17 protein-coding genes are annotated in these 23,789 nt (G+C 71.9%); 13 read left to right on the forward strand and 4 right to left on the reverse strand.

Annotated elements, in window-relative coordinates; all coding sequences use genetic code 11:
* Positions 1–225: 225 nt before the first annotated feature.
* Positions 226–3,129: a polysaccharide lyase family 8 super-sandwich domain-containing protein gene (locus ACZ42A_RS27685; RefSeq protein WP_468529982.1), complete on the forward strand. Its 2,904-nt coding sequence runs from the start codon at positions 226–228 to the stop codon at positions 3,127–3,129.
* A gap of 14 nt (positions 3,130–3,143) precedes the next feature.
* Positions 3,144–4,883 carry a DUF2264 domain-containing protein gene (locus tag ACZ42A_RS27690; RefSeq protein ID WP_468529983.1) on the forward strand — a complete coding sequence of 580 codons (1,740 nt, stop codon included), beginning with the start codon at positions 3,144–3,146 and terminating at the stop codon, positions 4,881–4,883.
* 42 nt (positions 4,884–4,925) lie between these two features.
* Here ACZ42A_RS27690 and ACZ42A_RS27695 read toward each other — a convergent pair whose 3' ends face one another.
* Entirely contained in the window at positions 4,926–5,999 is a 1,074-nt protein-coding gene (locus ACZ42A_RS27695; protein WP_468529984.1) for a substrate-binding domain-containing protein, read from the reverse strand.
* 258 nt (positions 6,000–6,257) lie between these two features.
* On the opposite strand from ACZ42A_RS27695, the gene ngcE reads away from it, so the two are divergent.
* The 6 genes from ngcE to ACZ42A_RS27725 all read left to right on the forward strand — a co-directional run bounded on the left by ngcE (position 6,258) and on the right by ACZ42A_RS27725 (position 14,488).
* On the forward strand, positions 6,258–7,667 hold the full coding sequence (ngcE, locus tag ACZ42A_RS27700; protein WP_468529985.1) for an N-acetylglucosamine/diacetylchitobiose ABC transporter substrate-binding protein: 1,410 nt from the start codon (positions 6,258–6,260) through the stop codon (positions 7,665–7,667).
* A gap of 16 nt (positions 7,668–7,683) precedes the next feature.
* Positions 7,684–8,598, forward strand: coding sequence for a carbohydrate ABC transporter permease (locus ACZ42A_RS27705; RefSeq protein WP_468529986.1), 915 nt, complete (start codon positions 7,684–7,686; stop codon positions 8,596–8,598).
* Between the two features lies 1 nt (position 8,599).
* The gene (locus tag ACZ42A_RS27710) at positions 8,600–9,508 is read left to right on the forward strand and encodes a carbohydrate ABC transporter permease (protein WP_468529987.1); all 909 of its coding nucleotides are present in this window, start codon (positions 8,600–8,602) and stop codon (positions 9,506–9,508) included.
* Positions 9,509–9,534: 26 nt separating this feature from the next.
* On the forward strand, positions 9,535–10,494 hold the full coding sequence (locus ACZ42A_RS27715; RefSeq protein WP_468530103.1) for a hydroxyacid dehydrogenase: 960 nt from the start codon (positions 9,535–9,537) through the stop codon (positions 10,492–10,494).
* Positions 10,495–10,516: 22 nt separating this feature from the next.
* Positions 10,517–11,353 (forward strand): sugar phosphate isomerase/epimerase family protein, encoded by an 837-nt coding sequence (locus ACZ42A_RS27720; protein WP_468529988.1) that lies wholly within the window; start codon positions 10,517–10,519, stop codon positions 11,351–11,353.
* A gap of 72 nt (positions 11,354–11,425) precedes the next feature.
* Positions 11,426–14,488, forward strand: coding sequence for an FG-GAP-like repeat-containing protein (locus tag ACZ42A_RS27725; protein ID WP_468529989.1), 3,063 nt, complete (start codon positions 11,426–11,428; stop codon positions 14,486–14,488).
* 80 nt (positions 14,489–14,568) lie between these two features.
* On the opposite strand, the gene ACZ42A_RS27730 is transcribed toward ACZ42A_RS27725, so the two are convergent.
* From ACZ42A_RS27730 to ACZ42A_RS27740, 3 genes are read right to left on the reverse strand one after another with little or no spacing between them, the layout of a single operon-like run.
* On the reverse strand, positions 14,569–15,783 hold the full coding sequence (locus ACZ42A_RS27730; RefSeq protein WP_468529990.1) for a CU044_5270 family protein: 1,215 nt from the start codon (positions 15,781–15,783) through the stop codon (positions 14,569–14,571).
* Positions 15,780–16,334: an RNA polymerase sigma factor gene (locus ACZ42A_RS27735; RefSeq protein WP_468529991.1), complete on the reverse strand. Its 555-nt coding sequence runs from the start codon at positions 16,332–16,334 to the stop codon at positions 15,780–15,782. The genes ACZ42A_RS27730 and ACZ42A_RS27735 overlap by 4 nt, the downstream gene beginning before the upstream one ends.
* Positions 16,335–16,366: 32 nt before the next feature.
* Positions 16,367–18,766, reverse strand: coding sequence for an ATP-binding protein (locus ACZ42A_RS27740; RefSeq protein ID WP_468529992.1), 2,400 nt, complete (start codon positions 18,764–18,766; stop codon positions 16,367–16,369).
* A 568-nt stretch (positions 18,767–19,334) separates the two neighbouring features.
* On the opposite strand from ACZ42A_RS27740, the gene ACZ42A_RS27745 reads away from it, so the two are divergent.
* The 5 genes from ACZ42A_RS27745 (at position 19,335) to ACZ42A_RS27765 (ending at position 23,735) form a co-directional block, all read left to right on the forward strand.
* Positions 19,335–20,558: a peptidoglycan-binding protein gene (locus ACZ42A_RS27745; protein ID WP_468529993.1), complete on the forward strand. Its 1,224-nt coding sequence runs from the start codon at positions 19,335–19,337 to the stop codon at positions 20,556–20,558.
* A gap of 47 nt (positions 20,559–20,605) precedes the next feature.
* Positions 20,606–21,625, forward strand: a complete 1,020-nt coding sequence (locus tag ACZ42A_RS27750; protein ID WP_468529994.1) for a peptidoglycan-binding domain-containing protein — start codon at positions 20,606–20,608, stop codon at positions 21,623–21,625.
* A gap of 231 nt (positions 21,626–21,856) precedes the next feature.
* Positions 21,857–22,771: an RNA polymerase sigma-70 factor gene (locus tag ACZ42A_RS27755; protein ID WP_468530104.1), complete on the forward strand. Its 915-nt coding sequence runs from the start codon at positions 21,857–21,859 to the stop codon at positions 22,769–22,771.
* Positions 22,772–22,825: 54 nt separating this feature from the next.
* Complete coding sequence (locus ACZ42A_RS27760; protein ID WP_468529995.1) at positions 22,826–23,233, forward strand: hypothetical protein; 408 nt, start codon at positions 22,826–22,828, stop codon at positions 23,231–23,233.
* A gap of 79 nt (positions 23,234–23,312) precedes the next feature.
* Complete coding sequence (locus tag ACZ42A_RS27765; protein WP_468529996.1) at positions 23,313–23,735, forward strand: DUF6223 family protein; 423 nt, start codon at positions 23,313–23,315, stop codon at positions 23,733–23,735.
* Positions 23,736–23,789: the final 54 nt, after the last annotated feature.

Genomic DNA, 23,789 nt, shown 5'->3' on the forward strand with positions numbered 1-23,789 from the left:
GTGCGGGGGGCTTCGACGTGTGCGTGGTCCGGCGGGACGGCCAGGGATCAGATGGTCCGGGCGGTGGGCGGGAGGGTCAAGGCCGGGAAGGTCGATCGCACATAAACGAACACCCGGTCGTGTGAGTTGTGCGATCACTCTTGCCGAACGGCAATGGTCCATGCCACCGTGCTGGGCCTGGGACGGCTTCATCCTCAGGCAGTTTCACTTACCTTGGAGCCACTCATGTCCCAGATCAGCCGTCGTCGGCTGTTCCGTGCCGCCGTGCTCGCCGGGGCCGGCCTCGGCCTCGCGTCCGTGTCCCGCCCGGCCTTCGCCGCCGACGAGTACGACGAACTGCGTGCGCGCTGGGTGAGCATCACCATCGGTGGGTCGGGCTACGACCCCTCGGCCGAGCCGTACGCCGGGCAGCTCACCCAGATCGGCAGCGCGGCCTCGGCCTTCCGGTCGGCCATGACCCCCTCCGCCTCGGCGCTGTGGCCGGACCTGCCCACCGGGAGCGCGTACCCCAGCGCCAACGTGACCTCGTGTCTGAGCAGGCTGAAGACCATGGCGCAGGCGTGGGCGCTGCCCGGGACCGGGCTGACCGGCGACAGCGGGCTGCTCGGCGCCGTCGTCAGTGGTCTGGACTGGGTCGTCGCCCACGCGTACACGGCCACCACGACGTCGTACAACAACTGGTGGGACTGGCAGATCGGCGCGCCGAAGCTGCTGCTCGACGCCATGGCGTTGGTGTACGGGGCGCTGTCGAGCAGTCAGATCGGCGGCTGCCTGGCGGCTGTCGATCACTTCGTGCCCGACTCGCTGGTGGCCTCCTACAGCGGCACCAGCACCGGCGGCAACCGGGTCGACCTGTGCCAGGTGCTCGTCCTGCGCGGCGTCCTCGGCAAGAGCTCGGCGAAGATCGCGACCGGGCGGGACGCGCTGTCGCCGGTGTTCCCGCTGGTGCGCAACGGCGACGGGTTCTACGCCGACGGCTCGTTCATCCAGCACACCACCGTCCCCTACATCGGCACCTACGGCCAGGTCCTGGTCGGCGGGCTCGCCGGACTGCTGGCGCTGCTCACCGGGTCCAGCTGGGCGGTCACCGACCCCGGGCGGCAGGTTCTGTTCGACGCCGCCATCGCCGCGACCGCACCATTCCTGTTCAACGGGCTCATGATGGACGGTCAGTCCGGCCGTGCCATCAGCCGTGGCGTCAGGACCGCCGACAACACGCTCGGCGTCCAGCAGGACGACCACACCCGCGGGCACGCCGTGATCAGCGGCCTGCTGTTGCTGGCCGAGGCGGCTCCGGCCGAGCAGAAGGCGCGGTGGCGGGCGCTGGCCAAGGGCTGGTTGCAGCGCGACTACTGGAGCCCCTTCCTCTCCGACAAGTCGTTGCAGGTCCCGGCGCTGGCGCGCGGGCAGGCGCTGCTCGCCGACACCTCCGTCACCCCGCTCCCCGAGACCGTCGGCAGCCAGGTCTTCGGCGCCATGGACCGGGCCACCCACCGCAGGCCGGGATGGGCGTTCGCGGTGGCGATGTGCTCGGCCAGGACCACGTTCTACGAGACCGGCAACGGCGAGAACCTGCGCGGCTGGCACACCGGTTCCGGGATGACGTACTGGTGGGGTGACACGTACGGCAACGGGCAGTACTCCGACGCTTTCTGGCCGACCGTCGACCCCTGTCGGCTGCCCGGGACGACCGTGTCTCGCAAGCCATTGGCCGATGCCCAGGGCGGGTCCTTCGGCAGACCGGCACCCGCCGGTGCCGTGTGGGTGGGCGGCGCGACCGACGGCACGTACTCCGCCGTCGGCCAGGACACCCGGGGCCTCACCTCGACGCTGGCGGCCAAGAAGTCCTGGTTCTGCCTGGCCGACCAGGTGGTCTGTCTCGGCGCCGGGATCACGGCGAGCGACGGGTACGCCGTGGAGACGACCATCGACAACCGGAACCTCGGTGCCACCGCGTCCACGGCCCTCACCGTCGACGGGGCCGACCAGCCGACCACCCCGGGCTGGTCGGACACCTTCACCGGCGCCTCGTGGGCCGCGCTCAAGGGCTTCGGCGGCTATGTGTTCCCCGGCGGCGCCACGGTCAAGGCGCTGCGGGAGGCCCGTACCGGATCCTGGCGTGACATCAACACCGGTTCCTCCAGCAGCCCGCTGACCCGTCGGTACGTCACCCTCTGGTTCGACCACGGGACCGATCCGAGCGGCGGCTCCTACGCCTACGTCCTCCTGCCCGGCGCCACCGCCGCCACGACCGCCGCACGCGCCGCGAGCCCCACCGTCCGCGTCCTGGCCAACACCGCGGCCGTGCAGGCCGTCACCGACAGCGCCACCGGGGTGACCGCCGCCAACTTCTTCACCGCGGGCACCGCCGGTCCGATCACGGTCTCCGGGCCCTGTTCGGTGCTGATGCGGGAGAGCGGCGGCACCCTCGGCGTCAGCGTCGCCGACCCCACCCAGACCGCCGCGACGGTCACCGTGACGATCGACCGCTCCGGTTTCACCAAGGCGGGCGGTGACGCGGAGGTCTCGGTGACGGGCCTGGACCCGATCACGCTGGTGGTCGAGGTGGGCGGGAGCCAGGGGGCGTCCCGGAACATCACCTTCGGTACGGGCTCGGCGGTCGCGGCCGGGCGCGCGCGGTCGGTGAGCCCCACCGCCGATGCCTATGTCCGCGACGGGTCCTACGCGGCCGTCAACTACGGGTCGGACACCACGCTGGTGGTCAAGAACGCCACGAGCGGATACGCCCGGCGCTCGTTCCTGAAGTTCGACGTCTCCGGCCTGCCCGCCGCACCGCGCCGCGCGGTGCTCTGGGTGTACGGCAGGACCGCCGACAGCGGCGGCACCCAGTCGACCGTGAGCGCGTACTCCGTCAGCGGCGACGGCTGGACCGAGACCGGAGTGACCTGGAACGGCCAGCCGGCCCTGGGTGGCGTCCTGTCCTCCCGCCCGGTGGGCTCCCTCAATGACTGGGTGCCGCTCGATGTCACCGCGCACGTGAAGAACCAGTACGCCGGGGACGGCACGGCCACCATCGCCCTCGCCCAGCCGGCCACCGGGCTCGCCGTGCTGCTCAACAGCCGTGAGAGCGCCGCCCACCAGCCGTTCCTCCAGATCGTCACCGACTGACAGGGCAGGGAATCATGCCGACTCTGTTTCAACTGCACGGCGCCGCCCCGGCTGGTCGGGACGCCTGGGCCAAGGCCCTCGTCGCGATCGTCGCCCCGGCCACCCGGCTGGCCGCACTCGGTCCCGGGCGGCAGCCCGTGTACGGCAGCTCCAACGACCCGGGCGCCACCTGGTTCGAGCTGGTCGCCCGGCCGCTGTGGGGGCTGGCCGCCCACGCCGCCGGGGGACTGACCGGTGCGGAAACCCAGTGGGACCAGGCCCGTTCGGCGCTGGCCGCCGCGGTCGACCCCGACCACGCCTGGTACATCGGGGCGCCGATGGACCTGGAACAGCGCCTGGTCGAGGCGGCGGCGGTGGGCTACGCCCTGGCGGCGGCGCCGGGGCGGCTGTGGGAGCCGCTGACCGCGAGGCAGCGGGAGCGGCTCGCCGACTGGCTGTCCGCCGCCGCGCTCACGCGCCCGCACGAGAACAACTGGCGCTTCTTCCCCGTGCTGGCCGCGGCCGGGCTGCGGGCCGTGGGCGTGCCCGTCGACGAGGCCGTCGCCGACGCACACCTGGACAGGATCGAGGACTTCGCCCGCGCCGACGGCTGGTACGCCGACGGCGACCACGGCGCACGCGACTACTACGTGCCGTTCGGCTTCCACTTCTACGGCCTGCTGCTCGCCTCGCTGAAGGCCGTGGACGACGACCGGGCCGCCCTGTACCGGCGGCGGGCGACCGAGTTCGCGGCGCAGTTCCGGCACTGGTTCGCGGCCGACGGCGCGGCGGTGCCCTTCGGCCGCAGCCTCGCCTACCGGTTCGCCCAGGGCTCGTTCTGGTCCGCGCTCGCGGCGGCCGATCTGCCGGCCGTGGAGTGGCCGGTGGCGCGGGGGCTTGTGGAACGCAACCTGGAGTGGTGGTGGCGGCAGCCGCTGGCCGCCGAGGACGGCTTGCTGACACCGGGGTACGCCTATCCGAACGCGGGAGTCGTCGAGGAGTACATCGGCGGCGGCTCGCCGTACTGGGGCACCAAGGTCTTCGCCGCCCTCGCCGCACCCGCCGCACATCCCTTCTGGAGTCGCGAGCCCGCCCGACCGGCGCCGGGCGGGAGCGTCAGTGTCCAGCGGGCCGCGGCGATGGTCCTCAGCCGGGACGCGTACGGCGATGTCGTCGCGCTCGCCGGTCAGACGCCGCCCGCCTTCCGACCGCGCGGCGCGGCGGCCAAGTACGCCAAGTTCGCCTACTCCTCACTGGCCGGCTTCAGCGTCCCCCTGGACCAGGGGAGCCTGCAGCAGGGGGCCTTCGACAGCACCCTGGCCCTCTCCGACGACGGCGCCTCGTGGCGGACCCGGACCGGTGGGGAGGCCGACTTCGACGGCGACACCCTCATCCTGCGCTGGAGCCCCTGGCCCGACGTGACCGTCGAGACCCGGCTGACCCCGGACGACGGCGGGCACCTGCGCGAGCACCGCATCACCACCGCCCGCCCGCTGCACACGGCCGAGGGCGGGTTCTGCGTGCCGCTGCGCGCGGGGGGCCGTACCCCTGCGGGAACCGTCGAGGGGGAAGGCGTCGCGAGCGCCGTCGCCGACGGGGTCGCCGGCGAGATCGTGTGCCACGGAGCGGACGGCCGGCGCCGGGCCGGCGAGGCCGTGACGCCGATGGCGGGCACGCACCTGGTGCATCCCCGGACCGTGCTGCCCATGCTGCGGGGGAGGTTGGAGCCGGGCGAGCACGTCCTGCGCTGCCGGGTCTCGGTCACCCGCGGCTGACCGACGGGGAGGGCCCTGAGGTCACGCCTCTTCCCGTCGGCGTCACGCCTCTTCCCGCTCGGGGGCGGGAAGAGGTGCCCGCTCGCCCAGGGTGGACGCTCTGACGCGCAAGGTGGGCATCAGGCGGACATGCCGCTTGACCAGGCTGTCCCCTGCCCGCATGCGCCCCAGCAGCATCTCCACCCCGGTGTGTGCGATGGCCCGGCGCGGCGGGGCCACGGCGGTGATGGGGATGTCGGCGAGCGCGGCGAACATGTCGTCGTAGGCGACGAGGGCGACGTCGTCCGGTACGGCCAGGCCGCGGCTGAGCAACCCCTGCTGCACGGCGATCGCGACGTCGTCCGAGTGGGCGAGGATCGCGGTCACCCCGGCCGACAGCGCCTCCTCCACCACGTCGTCGAGCCCTGCCAAAGTCGCCATGTCGACGAGCGGGACGTCCTGTTCGAGCCCGATCGCGTCGGCCACCATCCGAAAGCCGCGGTGGACCAGTGGCGAGGTGGGCGTGGTCTGGGTGATGACCGCGATCCTGCGGTGGCCGAGCTCGGCCAGGTGCCGCAGGGCCTGCACCGTGCCCAGTTCGTGATCGGACGCCACGTACTCGATTAAATCGGCGTCCACCGGCTGGCGGCGTTCCACGAAGACCACGGGCACGGGCAGCTCCGCGGCCCACGACGGCGTGGGCGCGGCGGCGCTGGGAGTCAGCAGCAGTCCCTCGACCCCGGAGGCCAGCAGCCGCTCGGCCTGGACCAGATCCTCCTCCCGGTCGTGGCGGGAGACCCCCACGACGAGCCGGACATGGTGGGCCGCGGCTGCCTTCTGCGCCCCCTGGACCAGCTCGTTGAAGTAGAGACTCGCCCCCGGGACCAGCATCCCGATGGCCCGCTGCTTGCCGGGCCTGGGCGCGGCGGGCCCGGCGGCCGGCACGGTGTCCTCGGGCCGGGACAGGAGCGCGCCCCCGTGCACGCGCACGAGATCGCCGCGCTCGTGCAGCAGGGCGATGTCGCGGCGGATGGTCAGCTGGGCGACCCCGAACCGCTCGGCCAGCTCGGTCACCTTGACGGAGCCGTACCTGCGCAGGAGCCGGAGGATGGCGTCCTGCCTCTGGGCGGCGTGCATGTTCGACCTCTCGTCGAGGGTTTCGTTCGTACGAACCCTACTGTCCGGATCGCACATCCGATGGCCTGTCCGGCGTTGCTTCCAGCGAATAACCCCTGTTCAAGCGGGGTGGCCGTCGCTTGGTGTTCGTTTGTGTTCGATGTTCGGGTCGGCTCTTGCCGGTGGCTCGGACCCGCCCCCAGAATCCACGGAAGCCGCGACCCGCCTCGCAGATGTTCGCGGATCACTCGTTCCCCCTGTCTCTCAACGAGGAGAACCATGTCCAGCTCGCAGATCTCCCGGCGGCAGCTGCTCCGCTGGGCGGGGAGCTCCACCCTGGCCGTCTCCGCCGTCGGCGCCCTCGGCGCCTGTGCCGCCCCCGGCGACTCGCCCGGCAAGGCCACCGCGTCGAAGGGAGCGACGAGCAAGGCCAACCCGTTCGGTGTCGTCAACAGCGGCACCGTCGAAGTGGTGATCTTCAAGGGCGGGTACGGCGACGCCTACGCGACCGAGGTGCACGAGCCCCTGCTGCGCAAGGCGTTCCCCAAGCTCGAGATCAAGCACTCCGGCACCCCGAACATCGTCGAGGCACTCCAGCCGCGCTTCGTCAGCGGCGATGTCCCCGACGTCGCGAGCCTCGCGAAGCTCGACCTCGGCGCGCTGGTCCAGTCGAAGGCGCTGACCGATCTGACCCCGCTGCTAGACGCCCCCACGGTGGACGACCCGAACACCAAGGTCCGCGACATCCTGGGTCCCGGCGCGATCGAGGCCGGCACCGTCAACGGCACGTTCTGCCGGCTGATGTACGCGCAGACCGTCTACGGCCTCTGGTACGACGCCCAGCTGTTCCAGAAGAACGGCTGGCAGGTGCCCACCACGTGGGACGCCTTCACCGAACTGGCCGGCGAGCTCAAGAAGGCCGGCCTGGACCCCTTCGGCATCGGCGGCAAGAACGCCGCGGACTACGCCGCGTTCGCCGTCCTCACCCAGGCCGGGAAGGCGGGCGGGGCGGACGTACTGAAGAACATCGACAATCTGGAACCCGGTGCCTGGAAGCAGGACGCCGTCATCCAGGCGCTCACCGCCTGGCAGGAGTTCGCCCGGAAGTACGTCGACGACCGCTACGCCGGGCTCATGCACACCGAGGCCCAGCTGCGCCAGGTCCAGGGCAAGCTCGCCTTCTACTCCTCCGGCAGCTGGCTGGAGAGCGAGATGAAGAAGGACACCCCGTCCGGCTTCACCTTCGCCATGATGCCGGTGCCGAGCCTGACCTCCTCCGACGCGCTGCCCGCGACGGCCGTCCGCGCCACGGCGGGGGAGCCGTTCGGTGTGCCGGCCAAGGCGAAGAACCCCGGCGCGGGCATGGAGTACCTCCGCCGGATGCTGTCGAAGGCGGGGGCGACCGGCTTCACCGAGCAGACGGGCGCGCTCACCGTCGTCAAGGACAGCCACCAGGGCCTCACGCTGACGCAGGGCACGAAGTCCGCCGCCGACGCACTGGCCGCCGCGGGCGACGACATCGTCAACTTCCGCCTCACCGAGTGGTACGCGCCGATGAAGGAGGAACTCATCTCCGCGACCCTCGCGCTGTTCTTCGAGGACGCCACCCCGGCGCAGTTCGCCGCCCGGATGGAGAAGAAGGCCGCGGCGGTCAAGGCCGACTCCTCCCTCATGAAGTTCTCCCGGTGAACGGAGCGCGTTGATCATGCGGCACGGCAAGTATCCGTTCGTCATCGGGTTCCTGGTTCCCCCGGTGGTGCTCTACCTCGTCTTCGTGATCGGGCCCTACCTGCAGGCCTTCTACATCTCCACGACCGAGTGGCGGGGCCTGTCGCCCGATATCAAGTTCATCGGGCTCGACAACTTCACCCGGGTGTTCCAGGACGAGATGTTCTGGAAGGCGCTGAGGAACCACGGGCAGCTGCTGCTCACCGTGCCCCTGCTCACCCTCGCGGTCGCGCTGCTGTTCGCCTACCTGCTCAACGTCGCCGGCGGCGGTCCGGGCAGCGCGACCCGCGGACTGCGCGGCTCCGGCTTCTACAAGATCGTCTTCTTCTTCCCGCAGATCCTGTCCGTCGCCGTCCTCGGCGTGCTCTTCCAGCTGGTCTACCGGCCCGACGAGGGCGGCCTGCTCAACAGCCTCCTCGGCAAGGCCGGAATCGCCCCCGTCGGGTTCCTCACCGACCCCGACCTGGCGCTGTGGTCGGTCATCGCGGTCATGGTCTGGTCCCAGATCGGCTTCTACGTGGTGCTCTTCTCGGCCGGGATGGCCGCGATACCGCAGGAGCTGTACGAGGCCGCGGCGCTCGACGGGGCCGGCCGGGTCAGGACGTTCTTCGGCGTCACCCTCCCGCTCCTGCGGAACCACGTGCAGACCGGCTGGATCTACCTGGGCATCGGCGTCCTCGACTACTTCGTGCTGATCAAGGTGCTGTCGGTCGGCGAGGGCGGTCCCGACGGGGCCACCACCGTGCTCGGCATGCAGGTCTGGAAGAGCGCCTTCACCCACTACAACTTCGGCTACGCCTCCGCCCTCGGGGTCGTGCTGTTCTTCATCGTGATGACCTTCGCCCTGCTGACCATGCGGTTCACCCGCAACCGTGAAGAGATCGAGTTCTGACATGGCGTTGCTGAACAAAGTCCCGACGAGCAGGGTCCGGCCCGAGCCCACGGCGGCACCCCGGCGGACCGCACGCAACCAGGTCTCGGTCTGTCTGCGGCTGGCCCATGTGGCCCTCGCCCTCTGGGCGTTGATCGTCGTCGTGCCGCTGGTCTTCGTCTTCCTGGGGTCGTTCAAGAACAACACGGAGATCTTCGGCTCCCCGCTGTCCCTGCCGGGCGAACTCCGCTTCGACAACTGGGTCCACGCCTGGCAGACCGCGCACGTGGCCCGCTACCTGTTCAACACGGTGATCGTGGTCGCCGGCGGCGTCACGCTGACGATGCTGCTCGGCTCCATGGCCGCCTACGTGCTGGCCCGCTACACCTTCCCCGGCAACCGAGCGGTGTACTACCTGTTCATCGCCGGCATGACCTTCCCCATGTTCCTCGCCCTGGTGCCGCTCTTCTTCGTCGTACGAAACCTCGGGCTGCTCGGCACGCACACCGGGCTGATCCTGGCCTACGCGGCCTACTCGCTGCCGTTCACCGTCTTCTTCCTGACCGCCTTCTTCAAGACGCTGCCCACCTCGGTGGCCGAGGCCGCGCTCATCGACGGCTGCTCCCATGTCCGGATCTTCTTCCAGGTCATGCTGCCGATGGCCAAGCCCGGTCTGGTCAGCCTGACCATCTTCAACATCATCGGCCAGGCCAACCAGTACCTCCTGCCGATGGCGCTGCTGCCCGGCGACGCCGAGGACAAGTTCGTCCTGACCCAGGGCATCAGCAACATCTCCGTCGAGGCCGGCTACCAGGCCGACTGGGGCGGGCTGTTCGCGGCCCTGAGCATCTCCATCATTCCGCTGCTCGTCGTCTACGTCCTCTTCCACCGCCAGATCCAGTCCGGCCTGACCGCAGGGGCCCTCAAGTGACCACCGCCGCCTTCGCCCTGGCACCCATGTTCCTTCCCGGAGTCTTTCCGCCCGATGTGGTGGACCGGCTCAGCCGCCGGGTGCGCCTGGACTCCGCGAGCCCGCTGACCCGGTTCGACACCGACGAGGCACACGCGCGCCTCGCCGACGTGGAGATCCTGATCACCGGCTGGCGGTGCCCGCTCATCGACGCGGACGTGCTGGACCGCGCCCCGCGGCTGCGCGCCGTCATCCACGCCGCGGGCACCGTCAAACACCACGTCGCCCCGGAGGTGTTCGAGCGCGGGATCGCCGTCTCCTCCGCCGTCACCGCCAACGCCGGTCCGGTGGCCGACTACACCGTCGCCGCGATGACCCTGGCCGCCAAGCGGGTGTTCGCCCTCGCCCGCGACCCGCACACCGAGCTGGACGAGCACAGCCCCGACGGGATCGGCCTCAACGGCGCCACCGTGGGCATTGTGGGCGCCTCCCGCATCGGCCGCCTGGTCATCGGCAGGCTGCTGCCGCTCGGCGTGCGCATCCTGCTCAGCGACCCCTATGTGACGGAAGAGGAGGCCCGCTCGCTGGGCGTACGACTCGTCGACCTCGACACCCTGGCGTCGACCGCGGACATCGTCTCCCTCCACGCGCCCGAACTCCCTGAGACCCGCGGCATGTTCGACCGCCGCAGGCTCGCCCTGCTCCGCGACGGCGCGGTCTTCGTCAACACCTCACGCGGCAGCCTCGTCGACACCGACGCCCTCACCGAGGAGTGCGCCCGCGGCCGGATCGACGCCGTCCTCGACGTCACCGACCCGGAACCGCTGCCGGCCGGCCACCCGCTGCGCGCGCTGCCCAACGTCCTGCTCACCCCGCACCTGGCCGGGGCTCACGGCCGCGAGCTGCGCCGCCTGGGCGAGTTCGCCGCCTCCGAGGTCGAGCGGTTCGTCACGGGGCAGCCCCTCCAGGGCGCCGTCCGCGCCGTGGACCTGGCCCGGATCGCCTGACCGCCACCCTGGGAGCAACCTCTTGCCCTCCACCGCCCCCCTCGGCTTCAGCACCCTGGGCTGCCCCGGCGCGACCGTACGGGACATCATCCGCGTCGCGGACGTCAGCGGCTGCCGAGCCGTCGAACTGCGGGCCGCCGACGAGGAGCCCTTCTCCGTGGCCCTCGGCCCGTCCGAACGCCGCAGGCTCGCCGCCGAGTTCCGCGCCGCCGGCATCGAGCTGCTCAGCGTCGCCTCCTACGTCCGGGTGGCCGACGGCGCGGTCTCCGACCAGGAGTGCCTGGCCGACCTGCGCGCGCACTGCGCCCTCGCCCACGACCTGGGCGCCGCCGCCGTACGCGTCTTCCCCGGCGCGGCCGAGCCGGGGCCCGCGGCCGACGACCGCGCGGTCCGGCGACTCGCCGAGGCGGCCCGGACCAGCCCCGTCCGCCTGCTGCTGGAGACTCACGACTCCCACCGGGGTGCCCGAGATGTGGCCCGGGTGCTGGAACGGGTCGGCCATCCGGCGGTCGGCGCGATCTGGGACGTACTGCACACCTGGCTCGCCGGAGAGCGCCCCGACGAGTCGGCCGCGCTCCTTCGCCCCTGGCTCCGGCTCGTCCAGCTCAAGGACGTGCCCGGACGGCACGACCGCACTCCGGTCCTGCCGGGCGAGGGCGCGCTGCCGCTGGCCGAGGTCATGGCCGCCCTGCGGACCGTCGGCTACCGCGGACCCCTCTCCCTGGAGCTGGAGACCCGCTGGCACTCCGGCGGTCCACCCCTGCCGGAGGCGCTCGACCACCTGCGGAAGCTGTTGCCGGCACTCTCGCGGGACGCCGAGGCCGACGCCATCGATCATGCACAGGGCGACTTGGGTTAGGATCCGGCCACTCGCGTCGGGGGGGATGCCTGACGTCGTGTCCCATGTATCCCAGTCCTGGAGAACACCCGCATGGCCAGACGTGCGCTCGGACGCGTTGCCACCGCCGCCGCCGTTTCCCTGTCCCTCGCCGTGGGCCTCGCCCAGCTGACGATCGGCACCGCGCACGGTGAGGCGGTCGCGGGGGAGGTGGTGGTCCCCGCCACCACGGTGATGCTCCCCGAGACACGGCTGCTGAGCGCGGGGCCCTCCGGGTTCCTCCGTCACGAGTACGGGCGCGGTCAGGTGTGGACGACGTACGCCGGCGCGGACACGGTCGTCGACGCGTCCGCCGGGTACGACATCCCGAAGTCCGGCGTGGGCTCGGACGTCGTCGCCCGCTACGACCAGGCGGCACGGAGCGTGACGCTGCGGGACATGGCGAGCGGGCAGTCCCGCACGATCGCCATCCCGGACGGCCACCGGTACTTCAGCAGCCTCGGCTGGACGGTCGTGACGATGGCGGGCACGTTCGGCACCGACGCCCGCTGGCACCTCCTCGACACCCAGGACGACGGCTCCTACACGGACCGCGCGGTGGAGGGCGTCCCCGACGGCATGACCTGGGCGGCCGAGGCCAACGGCGCGCTGGGCGACCCGAAGGGGCAGGTCGTGACCTACCGGGCGGACGGCAAGCCGTACACCAGCTGGCTGGATGTCGCTCAGGGGCGGCTGGTCCCGCTGCCGTACGGCACGGAAGAGATCCCGTACGGCTTCGTGCTCACCCCCACCCACCTGCTGTGGTGGCAGAAGTACGGGACCGTCGCCATTGCCGACCGCGCGGACCTTGCCGCCGCCCCGCGGACCGTGTCGGTCCTCGGCGAGGTGCAGCTGCTGGGCCTGGTCGGCGAGTCGCTCGTCGTCTCCCGGTACGACGACACCCTGGGCGGCTACGACGTCGGGCTTCCGGTGTGGCGGGTCGAGGCCGTCGCGATGGGTGACGGCTCCACGACCAAGACGCTGTTGGACAGGTCGTTCGGGCGCGGCCTGCCGACCCCGGACGGCGGGCTGCTGGTGCCGGGCGGGCCCACTGCGGAGGACTGGGGCGTCTCCCTCGTCGAGGCCGCCGCGGACGGCGGACTGACGGTGCGCCGGATCGCCGACGGATCCCTCCGGCAGGCGAACCACCGCGTCTCCCAGCTGACCCTCACCCAGGGACGGCTGAACACCGTCGAGCTGGACCCCTCGAGGAAGTGGACGTATCTCCACACCCGCGACAACGGTGTGGCCGGTTCCCTCACGGTCGGGGAGCGCACCACGCGCGGCCGCGTGATCCCGGAGAACTACACGAACGAGCGCCCGCGCCTGCACGAGACCGGTGACGGCCGCACGGTCGTCTCCGGCTACGGCACGACCGCCGCCCAGCAGCCCCACCTCCTCGGCCCCACCCAGTCGATGCCCGGCACCCGGATCGACAGCTCGCGCGTCTATGAAGTGGTGTCGGCCGTCAGCGGCCGTTTCGCCGCGCTGAGGGGGCCGTACGGCGACACCGGGGCGGAGACGCGGGTCGTGGACCTCGACACCGGACGCACGGTGTTCACCACGATGGAGGGTGTCCAGGCGATCTGGGGCACCACCCTGTGGCTGCGGGACGGCAACGACACCGTGGTCCCCGTCGACCTGCTGACCGGACAGCGGGGCGAGCCGGTGTGGTTCGGCAAGGGATGCCTGCTGGAGAACATGCAGGCTGTCAAGCAGTGGCTGCTGTGGCAGTGCGTCGGCTCCGCGGAGGGCCTGGGCGTCTACAACACGGCCACGGAGACGAACCTGAGGCTCGTCTCCGGTCCCGTCTGGTCCGAGGCCCACCTCGGTGACGGCTTCGTCGCGACGGTGGAGGACGGGCAGCTGAAGGTGACCGACGTCCGCAGCGGGACGCCCGTGTCCCACACCGCCGGTGCGTTCGAGTGGGGTCCCTGGGACGTCGACCCGCACACGGGCGTCATCGCCCAGCTCCGCGGCGACGGCGCCGTCCGCCTCACCCCCAGCGGGGTCCCCGTCTCGCCGCTCTCCCAGCTCGACGCCACCGTCGCCACGTCGGTGGACGTCAAGGGAGGCGCCGGGCAGTGGAGCCCGAAGTGGTGGCTGAACAAGCCGGCCGCCTCCTGGCAGCTCGTGGTGAAGAACAAGGCCACCGGTACGACCGTGCGGACACTCTCCGGCGGCCTGGCCCGCGGTCTGGTCGCCACGGCGTGGAACGGCAGGGACGGCGCCGGCCGGCTGGTGCCCAACGGCACCTACACCTGGACGCTGACCGCCACTGCGGCCGACGGCCAGGGCGCTGCCCTCACCAGGTCCGGGACCGTCAAGCTCAGCGGCGGCGCCGCCGTGCACCGTGACTTCGTCGGCTCCGACGGCATCGGCGAGCTGCTGACGCTGAACGGCTCGGGCGGCCTGACCTACCACCGGGGCGACGGCGCCGGGAAGTTCTCCACCAAGACGACCGGCACGGGCTGGCCGACGACCGTCAAGGCGGTGCCGTACGGCGATCTGAACGGCGACCGCTGCAACGACGTGCTGGTCCGCTTCAGCAGTGGTGCCCTGCGCGCCTACCACCCCGGCTGCGGCAAGGCGCTCACGACGTCGACGCCGTACACGTCCCTCGCCACCTCGGGCTGGACCCAGTACGACATCCTCACCTCGCCCGGCGACCTCACGGGCGACGGACGCGCGGACCTGATCGCCCGCCAGTCCTCGACCGGCGACGTCTACCTCTACAAGGCGACCAGCACCGGCAAGCTCTCGGCGCGGACCAAGCTCTACTCCAACTGGACCGGCTACAAGAAGATCGTCGGCGCGGGCGACCTCAACGGTGACGGCCGCGGCGATCTGCTCGCCCAGGACAAGTCCAACGAGCTGTGGCGCTACGACGGCACCGGTTCCGGCACCTTCAAGGCCCGGGTCAAGGTGTTCAACGACTGGGGCGCGTCCTACAACACCGTCGTCGGCGTCGGGGACATCACCGGCGACGGCAGGGCCGACCTCGTCTCCCGCGACACCGCCGGTGCCGTGTGGCGCAGCAGCGGCAACGGCAAGGGGTCCTTCGGGGCGCGCGTGCAGATCGCCACCGGCTGGCAGGGGTACAAGGCGCTGTTCTGATCCCGCCGGCGACCGGTTCACGACCGTCGCCGCCACGGCCGTGGAGGCTGGGCGGCGGCGGTTCTTCCGTGCGGGGTGCCTCATCGGGCAGCGGTGTAGTCGCTGTCGAACGGCGGGGCCTCGTCGGTCCACTTCATGGCGGTGATCGTCGTGTAGCCGAGGAGTTCGCCCTTCGTGTGGCCGTCTCCGTTCCTGGCGGCCACGGTCTCCCGGCCGAGGGGCATTCCGGTCGTGCGGTCGAAGATCAGCCGGACCTCGGTGCCGTTCTCGGCGGCGGGCATCGCCACCCCGTATCCGGTGCGCCCGGCGTGGTCCTCGACCGTGCCGAGGGAGCGCACGCCGGGCTCGTCGGCGAGGACGCGGTAGGCGGCGGCGCGGAGTTCCGGTGTGGCGGGCAGGTGGATGGCGATCGCCACGGCGGTGTCGACGACGATGCCGTGCAGGATCTTCTCGGGGGCGTCGTAGTCCTCGTCGACGATCTCCCGGAGGCGTGCGCGCAGGGCGTCGGTGTCCGTGGGCAGGGTGCGCAGCTGTTCCAGGGGGATCTCGCCCATACGGGAGCTGTCCGCGATGCCGCCGGGCGCGTCGTGTTCGAGCTCGCCCGCGCCCTCGTAGGTGACGATCTCCGGGGTGGGCTCCGGGGGTTCGCCCTCGCGGCCCTGTTCCTTCCACTCGCGGGCGAGGCGGCGCCTGGTCTCCTCGTAGTCCATGAGATCCCACTGCCTGGGGGAGCCGTCGGCCCGCCAGGCCGCCTCGTCGGCCGGGGTCGCCGGGCGCGCGCCGGAGTCCACGTCCTGCGACCACCGCTTGCCGCCGTCGCGGGCCATCCAGACCCGGGACAGCTGCCGGACGTCGAGGACGTAGTCCTTGCCGGGGACCTCGCGCAGGCTGCCGTACCGCTCCTCCTGGTACCAGTACGCGCCCTCCGTCTCGGGCTGCTGCTCGACATCGGAGGCGGCGGCGAGCAGGATCCGGCTGCCCGAGAGGGTCGCGGCCGGGCCGTCCGAGGCGGTCGCCCGACCGGTCCCGCCGCCGGGGCCGGCGCCCAGGGTGACCGCGGTCGCGGTGAGGGCGCTGACGACCGTGACGGCGGTCGCGACGACCAGGCCGAAGCGGGGGACGCGCCGGGGAAACCAGCCGGCCGACCCGGACCCGCGCGGTACGGCCTCCCGCACGCGCGGCGTTCCCATGGCCGCCGCCAGCTCCTTCTCCCGCGTCGTGGGTGCCGTCGGCCGGTCGGGATCCAGATGCGCCGGTCGTGCCGCCGCGAGCTGCCGCACCACTTCGTTGTTCATCGGGCTTCCTCTCCTGCTGCGATCCGCACCCGGGTGGGCAGCGGCCGAGGGGATACGGCGTCCGCCATGGCCTGGTCCAGCTGCCGGACCAGCCGTTTGCGCGCCCGGTGCAGCCGGACCCGCATCGCGACCGGCGAGCAGCCGACCACGCGCGCGGCGTCGGCCGGGCCCAGCCCCTGCCACGCCGCCAGGATCAGCACCTCGCGGTCGTCCTCCGGGAGTTCGGCCAGCGCCCGCAGCAGCGCGTTGCGCTCGGACACCTCGTCGGCGATGTCCGACTCGGCCTCCTCGGTCCAGCCCGCCAGCTCGGCGGTGAAGGACGCGCGCCTGACCTCCTTGCGGATGCTGTCGCGCAGCACGTTGCGCGCGACGCCGAGCAGCCATGGCAGCGGCGGGTCCGGTACGTCGTCCAGCCGGCGCCACGCGACGGTGAACGTCTCGCTCACCACCTCGTCGGCGACCTGCCGGCCCGCGCGGCTGACCACGTAGGCCCACACGCGCTGCCGGCAGGCGTCGTACATCGCGGTGAAGCGATCCGCGTCGTCAGGCACTGCCCTACCTCCGTTCCGCCGGAAGACGTCTGTCATGAGGTAGTGGTCGCCGCCGCGGGATCGTTACCGCCGATCTTCAGCAGGCTGTCGCACCGGCGTTCCGCCGCCCCCTCCCGCGTTCCGGTACCGAGATCCAGCGCGAAGCGCACCGCCTCCGCCGTGGACGTGTGCAGCCCTCGGGTGAAGTGCTCGTCGAAGGCGGTGTCGCCGAGGTCCGCGCGGGCGCGCCGCCGGTAGTGCTCGCTGCGCCGGACCAGTTCCCGGAACCCGAACAGCCGCTTGTCGCCCGCGGGCCAGATGGCGTGGGCGCAGCCGAGGAGCCGGGCGGCGGACCGGGCGTCGTCCTGCTCGACCCTGGTCCAGGCGAGGGTTTCGAGCACGGTGGCGATGCCGCGACCGTCGGAGAAGGTCTGCTTGATCAGCAGGGACTCGCGCAGCACGGCCGCCGCCTCGCCGGCCTCCCCGCGGGCCAGGTGGTGCAGGGCCAGCGCCCACAGGATGTACGACCGATGCCACTGCTCACCGTGCTCGACGGCGAGCGCGTGCGCCTGCTGCAGGGTGTCGAACGAGTCCTCGGTACGGCCGAGCAGCAGCTGGATGAGGCCCGACTGGCTGAGCGCCTGCTGCTCGCCGAAGGAGTCGCCGGCCTCGCGGTACAGCTCCAGCGAGCGGCGGGTGTGGGCGCCCGCCGTCTCGGGGTCGCCGCTGAACAGCGCGACCAGTCCGCGCACGAGCGCCGCACCGGCGGCCGAGCGGTGCCGGTCCTCCACGGCGGCGGCGTCCTCGGCCGCGCGGGCGTGCCGGTCGGCGGCGGCCAGGTCGCCCTGCAGCACGGCGAGATACGCGCAGGCCCACAGCGCCTGGGCGCGCACCCAGGCCTCGGCGTCGGTGCGCCGTACGACCTGCTCCAGCCAGTGGCGGCCCTCCTCGAACGACGAGTCGGTGATCCAGTACAGGCACAGCGCGCCCGCGATCCGCTGGGCGGCGGACGCGCCGTCGGAGGTCGCCAGGGAGTACGCCAGCGCACCGCGCAGATTGGGCAGTTCACGGCGTACCCGGGCGAACAGCCGGTCCTGGTCGGGACATTGGCGCGCCGCGGCCAGGCGTTCGGCGAAGCCGACGTACCAGTCGCGGTGGCGGCGCCGCGCGTACGCCTCGCCCTCGGAGTCCCGCAGCCGGGCCAGCCCGTACTCGCGGACACTCTCCAGCATGTGGAGCCGGACGCCGTCCTCCGTGGTCACGGTGGAGACCACGGACCGGTCGGTCAGCTCCGCCACGGCGTCGAGCACGTCGGCCGGTCCGATCGTGCCTCCCGCGCAGACGTTCTCGGCCGCGTCCAGCGAGGCGTCCCCCGCGAACACCGACAGCCTGCACCACACGGTCCGCTCCGCCGGCGAGCACAGATCGAAGCTCCAGTCGAGGAGTTCCTGGAGTGAGCGGTGGCGCGGGTGGGCGGCGCGGTCGCCGTTGCGGAGCAGGCCGAAACGGTCGTCCAGCCGCTCGGACAGCTGCTGCAAAGACAGCACCCGCAGCCACCGGGCGGCCAGTTCGATGGCCAGGGGCAGGCCCTCCAGCTGGGCGCAGATGCGTTCCGCCAGCGCTCGGTCGGCGTCCGGCAGCCGGAATCCGGGGGCCGCGGCGGCGGCGCGGTCGCGGAGCAGGCGCACGGCGACGGAGTCGGCGTCGGCGGCTTCGGGCGGCGTGGCTCTCACGGCCGTACCGGGGCAGGGCCGGAACGGAAGCGGCTCGAGCGGGAAGACGCTCTCCTCGGTGAGCCGGAGGCACTGCCGACTGGTCGTCAGGACGGTCACGCCGGGCGCCGCGCGCAGGATCTCCCGGATCAGGCGGGCGCAGGGATCCACCAGGTGCTCGCAGTTGTCCAGGACGATCAGCAGCCGCCGCCCGGCCAGGAAGGACAGCAGGGTGGCGAGCGCGGGCGCCGAGGGGTCCTCCGGCAGCTGGAGCGCGGCGGTCACCGTGTGGACCAGGGTGGCCGGTTCGCGGGTGTCGGCCAGCTCGATCCACCACACGCCGTCCGGGAAGTCGCCGCGCACCAGGGCGGCGGTACGCATGGCGAGGCGTGTCTTGCCGACCCCGCCGGTGCCGGTGACGGTGACGAGCCGTGAGGTCCGCACCCGGCTTCGCAGGGCGCGGAGTTCGGCCTCCCGGCCGAGGAAGGAGGTGGCCTCGGCGGGGAGCCAGCCGGGGGAGGGAGCCGCGACCGAAGCGGATTCCGGGGACGCCACCGACTCCTCGGCGCTCCTGGTCGCCGCCAGGCCGGCGGCCGCCTCCCGCCACCGCCGCTCCCAGTCCCCGAGGTCGGTCACCCCGCAGGCCCGCAGATACCCGGCCGTCACCGGCCAACTCGGCAGATCCCGGCCACTGGCCGCCGTGGAGAGGGCCGACGCGGAGAAGGCCGCCCGAGCGGCCATCTGCCGGTACGGCGGACTGCCCGCCCTGGCCCGCGCCTGTCTGAGCGCATGCGCCAACTCCTGCACCGGCCCCTGCGCAGGGTCCAGCTCCCTCTCCCGCCGACCCACGTTCTCGGCCTTCCTCACCACTCACGGCAACCGCACAGTCGCGTTTGTCAGCCACAGATGATGCCTGCCGACCAGCGAAAGGTTGCATTCGCCTCCGCCTTTCTTCCGCAGGCGGACTTCGGTCGAACGCTGTTGATTCTTTGATCAGTACGTTCAGCGGCCTTGCTGGTCATCAATTGCCCTGTCACGGTCTTGCCGACCGACCGGCCGCTTGGACCGAAGCGGCCCGGGTGCGCGGTACGTCCGCCATGGCCCGGCAGCGCGACCGCGCCGGGCGGGACGGACCGGCGCGAGGGATCGCGCCGGACGACAGGACCGGGCGACAACCGCCCGGCCCCGCACCCCTCGACAACCACTACGTCCCGCCGCCGACGCGTGCCCCTGCGCGCGGCCCGTCGCCGCGGGACGACCCACCCGGGACCCAGCACCGTCCCGGCCCAACGGGAGGACAACACATCCAGTGAGCAAGCACGCTTCGCAATGGACCGGAAAGCGGCTGGCCGCCGGCACGGTCGCCCTGTCCGCCGCCGTGGCGGGCGCCGGGCTGGCCCTGGCCCCCGCCGGCCACGCCGCCCACCCGTCGACGTACTCCGTCGTCGGCACGGACACCAGCCATCACAACCACGCGGGCGGCAACCCGGTCGACTGGGACAGGGTGGCGGCCTCCAACAAGTTCGTCTTCCTGAAGGCGACGGAGGGCCACACCTGGAAGGACGGCTGGTTCGCCCGGGACTTCAAGTCCGCCGAGGCCCGCGGGATGATGCGGGCGCCGTACCACTTCTACAACCCGGACAACCCCACCAACGGCGCCGCCCAGGCCGACCACTTCATCCGCACCGCCAAGGCCGCCGGCTACACGGGCAAGAAGCCCGGGGAACTGCCGCCGGTGCTGGACGTGGAGAAGATCAGCAAGAAGGTCAACGGCAAGTGGGTGCAGATCTGCCCGGTCAATCTGCGCACCACGCAGCTCAAGATCTTCATGGACAGGGTGCAGGCCGCGTTCGGCCGGAAGCCGATCGTCTACACCTCCGCGCCCTTCATCAACGAGTGCATGGGCGGCAAGGGCCAGGTCTTCGACGGCTACGTCCAGTGGATCCCCCGCTACGGCAGCGGCGCCAACGAGCCCAGGCAACTCCCGGGCACGCGGCAGTCCTGGACGTTCTGGCAGTACACGGAGACCGACTCCGTGCCGGGCATCAAGGGCAAGGCCGACCGCAACGTCTTCCGCGGCAGCCTCGCGCAACTGCGCGCCATGGCCAACCTCGGCACGGCACCGGCCCAGCCGTCGTTCCCGGTCGTGAAGCAGGGCGATCGTGGTGAGGACGTCCGCACGGTCCAGCTCCTGCTGACGGCGCGGAACTTCGCGACCGAGGCGGACGGGGTGTTCGGCTCGGGTACGGCGGCGAAGGTGAAGGCGTTCCAGAAGGCGAACGGTCTGACGGCGGACGGCGTCGTCGGCTCGCAGACCTGGTCGAAGCTGATCGTCACGCTGAAGAACGGCGCGAAGGGCGAGGCGGTGAAGGCCCTTCAGCGCCAGCTGACGGCCAACGGCTACGCCACGACGGCGGACGGCGTGTTCGGAGCCGGCACCGAGGCCAAGGTCAAGGCCTTCCAGAAGGCCAAGGGCCTCACGGCGGACGGCATCGCGGGCCCGAACACCTGGGCCAGGCTGGTCAGCGGTTGATCCCGCACCAACTCAGAGATCCCAAGAGAGAGAAGGAACACGGCACGATGAGTGCTCCGAAGAAGGCTCCCGCGCACAAGAGGGGCCGCGGGACGGCCATCACGACGCTGGCGCTCGCCGCCGCGGTGGCGGGCGGCGTCATGGCGACGACCCTCCAGGACGTCCCGGCAGCGGCGGCGGCCGGCCAGCAGACGCGGGCTTCCGCAACGTTCCCCGTAGTGAAGCAGGGTGACCGCGGTGAGGACGTCCGCACGGTCCAGCTCCTGCTGACGGCGCGGAACTTCGCGACCGAGGCGGACGGGGTGTTCGGCTCGGGTACGGCGGCGAAGGTGAAGGCGTTCCAGAAGGCGAACGGTCTGACGGCGGACGGCGTCGTCGGCTCGCAGACCTGGTCGAAGCTGATCGTCACGCTGAAGAACGGCGCGAAGGGCGAGGCGGTGAAGGCCCTTCAGCGCCAGCTGACGGCGAACGGCTATGCCACGACGGCGGACGGCGTGTTCGGAGCCGGCACCGAGGCCAAGGTCAAGGCCTTCCAGAAGGCCAAGGGCCTCACGGCGGACGGCATCGCCGGCCTGAACACCTGGGCCAGGCTCGTCAGCGGCGCGGGCGGCGGAGGCGGCGGTGGGACCACCCCCGGCGACCCGGCCACCAAGCTCACCGACTCCCAGGCCGCCGCCAAGATGAAGGCCGCCGGCATCACCCGCGTGAGCAGCAAGAACTGCTGGCACCGCGGCGAGGGCTGCACCAGCTACGAGCAGATCCGCCTCGGCACCGTCAACGGCGCCATCACTCTGAAGAAGCTCAGCGGCTGCGCCGTCGTCGTCACCGGAGGCACGGAGGCCGGCCACTCCCGGCGCGGCGAGTACACCCACTGGAACGGCTACAAGCTCGACTTCCGCCGCAGCCAGACCGGCGGCAAGTGCCTCACCAACTGGATCCACAAGAACGTCAAGTACCACCACAAGCGGGGCGACGGCGCGCCCGTGTACCGAGGCACGATCAACGGCAGGACGGTCGACTACGCCGACGAGTACTGGCTGAACCACTGGGACGTCCTCTACAAGTGATCGCGTAGGAACACCTGGGCCCGGCACTGTTGTGCCGGGCCTTGTCACTGACTGCGCCGCGCCCCTGAATGTGATCCGCGTCACCTGCTGTCACAGGCGTCGGGCCTGCGGTGTCCTGTGCCCGAACCCCCTGGGGACGGAGGAGACACCATGACGGGCCGTCTTGGCGCGAAGATCAAGCACAGCAGTTACCCGGGCTTGATCGAGCATCTGGCGCAGAAGGACCGAGACATGACCGAGCATCAGCAGGACGCCGTCCCCGCCACCGACCTCGCGACGGAGGCGTTCGTCACCCACCGCAATCTGCTCTTCACCGTCGCCTACGAGATGCTCGGCTCGGCCGCCGACGCGGAGGACGTCCTCCAGGAGACGTGGCTGCGCTGGGTCAGGGCCGACCTGGGGCAGGTGAGCGACGAGCGGGCCTACCTGGTGCGGATCACGACCCGGCAGGCGCTCAACCGGCTGCGGACCGTGAAGCGCCGCCGCGAGGCGTACGTCGGCCAGTGGCTGCCCGAACCGCTGCTCACCACCCCGGACGTGGCCGAGGACGTGGAACTCGCCGAGAGCATGTCGATGGCGATGATGCTCGTCCTGGAGAGCCTCACGCCGACCGAGCGGGCCGTGTTCGTGCTGCGCGAGGTCTTCGACGTCGGCTACGACGAGATCGCCGAGGCCGTCGGCAAGACCCCCGCGGCCGTACGGCAGATCGCGCACCGCGCCCGCGGGCACGTCGACGCCCGCCGGCCCCGCCGCACCGCCTCCCCGGGAGAGGCGCGGGCCGCCGTCGAATCGTTCCGGCGGGCGATCGAGACCGGAGACCCGCAGGGCCTCCTCGACGTTCTCGCGCCCGATGTCGTCCTGGTCAGCGACGGCGGCGGCCTCAAGCGGGCCGCGCTGCGACCCGTCGTCGGCGCCGACAAGGTGGTCCGCTTCTACTTCGGCGGCTCGAGGAAAGCCGGCGTCACGGTCGGCTGCGAACCCACCGTGATCAACGGCAGCCCCGCCCTCGCCGTGTCCGTGGACGGCGAGCTGGACGGCGTGATGGCGATGCGCGTCGAGGACGCCGGCATCACCGGCCTCTACTACGTCCGCAACCCCGAGAAGCTCAACCGCATCGACGCCGAGACCCCGCTCACCCTCCGCTGACCACCCGAACCGCCCGAACGCGAACGCTCCGAACCACCGAGAGGACCACCCACCATGGCCAGACCGACGACGACCGCCGACCACCGTGGCGGCACCCTCCTCAGAACCGCGATAGCCCTTCAGACCCTCACCCTGTTCTTCCAGGCGGCCACCGCGGGTGTGCTCCTGACGTCGTCCCACGGCTACCTCCTGCACGACATCGGCTCGAAGGTCATGTACGCCGCCGCCATGCTGTACGTCCTCGCCGCGGTCCTGGCGTGGCGCCGGGGCGGCGGATCGCCCCGTCCCGTCCTGTACGCCACCGGATTCCTCGTCCTCGCCTCGGCGCAGGTGGCGCTGGGCGTCGCCCACGTGTCCTCGCTCCATGTCCCCCTGGGCGTGGTGATGTTCGCCCTCAGCACCCTGGCCCTGGCCCAGGCGTTCTCCCCGCGCCCGCTGCCGCGCCCCGCTGCCAGGCCGTAGCCGCCCGACGCACCGTCCTCCCGGTCACCGATCTCACGCACGACCCGTTCAGACCCGTATCAGAAAGGCAGGACACCTCATGTCCGTTCGATCCGTGCTCACCGTGACCGCAGCCGTCCTCATCGGTGGTCTCGCGCTCGCCGCACCGGCCGCCGCGGACCCTTCGGCCCAGCCGGTCGCCGCGAGCGTCTTCACCGTGAGCGTCGGCCGGGTCGGGGCCTCCCTGTCGGCGCTCGTCGGCCTCCTCGGCGCGGTCAACGGCGGCCTGGCCCTGGCCCGCCCCACCGGTCGGGGACACATCGGCACCTGGGCCCGGCGGAACGGAGCCGTCACGGCTCTCGCGGCGGGTCTGGTCGCCCTGGTCGTCGGCGGGGCGGTCGCGGCCACCGCCGACGGCGGTCTCGGCACCGGCAACGGGCTCGGCGGCGCCTACTTCGCCATGCTCCTGGGCCTGCTCGCCGTCACCCTCGGCTGGCTGGCCCGCTCCCGCCAGTCCCGCTGACCCCACCGCGAATCCTCTGCGAGGCCCCCAGGCTTCCAGCCGTGCAACCAAAGA

The organism is Streptomyces sp. NPDC030838, from assembly GCF_055572035.1.